The organism is Methylophaga pinxianii (assembly GCF_020447225.1).
GTDB lineage: Bacteria > Pseudomonadota > Gammaproteobacteria > Nitrosococcales > Methylophagaceae > Methylophaga > Methylophaga pinxianii.
Map to the genome: position 1 here is coordinate 1 of NZ_JAJAEO010000090.1, position 1,915 is coordinate 1,915.

Genomic DNA, 1,915 nt, shown 5'->3' on the forward strand with positions numbered 1-1,915 from the left:
TTTTTTTTTTTGCAGGGGTTCGTTGGCTATGGGTCAAACTTTGCTTGGCACCCACAGATGTATCATCTCCGTTGTTAGTGTTGATGGCGCGAGGCAATGTTGCCCTGGCTGACGTTTTTAATGCCGTAAATACTGCTTTATCCCCTTTCATTGTTCCTCTGCTTTTTTTATAGCTGACGGGCATTCAACTGGAAGTATCACTTGACACCATTATTTTCGAATTAGTGTTGGTTGTTCTCGTTTCCACCATTTTGGGAGTGAGTTTGCGAACAAAGTTTTCAGCATTTTTTTCACGTCGTGATTCGGCTTATGCAGGAATTGGCACATTTCTTTATCTTCTGATATTGCTCACTATATTAAGCCCAAATGCAGAAACTATTATTGGCTGTGGTTGGTAAGCTTTTGTTATTGCTGCTGCAGCTTTATGTCTGAATCTGATTGGTTATCTGGTAGGAATGACCACCTCACGTCTGATAACCACAGGTCGAAAATAGGCATTGCTCTCAAATTCCTATAACGACCAGTAACGCATCATTGCTTAATTCGTATAGTTACGGTGTTAGAAACTAATTTTTCATTTGACTTCCATTTAAGTCATGTCTCCGTATCGGTACTACCAAAAGAATAGGCAGCTTCAAACGCTGATAGACTTAATTTGTCGAGGATAAGAATCAGCGAGATGTCTTTCATGACTATTATTTATTTCAGCCTGTAGTCGCTGCTTTCTTGGATGCATTGTGCTGACGTTTTTTATACGATTGTCGTTTGGCCTGAGCCTTATTTAAATCACTGTCTTTTTTCTTATCAGATGCTATGTAAGCTTGTTGCCCAAGTGCTCTGATTGCATCAGCAATTTTAAAGATACGAACTTGCCATGCATGAGACCTATCTTCTGAATGAGCAAGCGGAACTTCCCCGGCCATCCAAAGCGTTTTAAGTTTCATTGTCAGATTATCCAGCTGACGGATCAGGTTCATAAATGCCATGCCTTCTGGGCACGTGATTTTGATTAGCAAATAAACACTATTATCTGTGACGGCAGCATTCTTGATTCCAATGCTGTCCAGAATGTGATCTGCTTGTTCCATATCCCGATTCATTTCAGTAGACAGATGCTTAATACTTTCAGTAATTTTTTTTACATTTTCATCAGAAAGCTCACGTAATCCGAATTTACGTGTGAGCAACGTTGCTGCTGTCATCTGCGTTTGGATATGATCGAAGGTCCGGCGAAATAATCGTTTTGCCTGTGCTGACTGGAGCTTTACGGTCATCTCCATGTAAAACTCGCTTTTAACCTCTTCTTCAGTCAAAAACTGTCTAACCTTTTCCATTTCAACTTTCTGACGACTTTCTCTTTTGGAGTCAACTGTTTCCAACTCTTCAGCCACGACGCTCTCCTTTTTGTTGATTAATTTTATGCTCAGGGTGGCATTTAAAATGAGTAAGCCTGGTTAGTCCATGAATAACCGGATATTGGTCAATGCCGGTTACTAGAATGATAGGCGTTTTAACTCACACAGGTTTAAGAGGATGTTTATTGACCTTAAACAATAAATTGTTGCTACCAATATAAAAAGGCAATGACTTTCTTCTTTGTGTTTAGGTGATGTTATGCAATTTATTGTGAAGTTCGGCCATGCTCGGGGTCAAGCGTAGGTCTTATTAATCTATTAGTTGTCGATAAAGACTATTTTAAGTCGGATTGGGGAAACAAGAATTCAAATGAACTATACAAACTGATTAAGACACTCTACGAAATATCTCGTTTCTACTTCTCTTTGTAATGATTACAAACATAATTAATGCCATCATGAATATTTTACCGGATTGCGCGAAAAGCCCCGTCGTTCAGGGCGGGGATGAATAGCGCGGACGGCAGCGCCGTCCTTTGAATACTTAATGAGGTGTTTGC

At 39.9% G+C, this 1,915-nt stretch carries 1 protein-coding gene; it reads right to left on the minus strand.

The window, feature by feature from the left end:
- Positions 1 to 704: 704 nt before the first annotated feature.
- The gene (locus LGT40_RS00520; protein WP_226069809.1) at positions 705 to 1,391 is read right to left on the minus strand and encodes a hypothetical protein; all 687 of its coding nucleotides are present in this window, start codon (positions 1,389 to 1,391) and stop codon (positions 705 to 707) included.
- Positions 1,392 to 1,915: the final 524 nt, after the last annotated feature.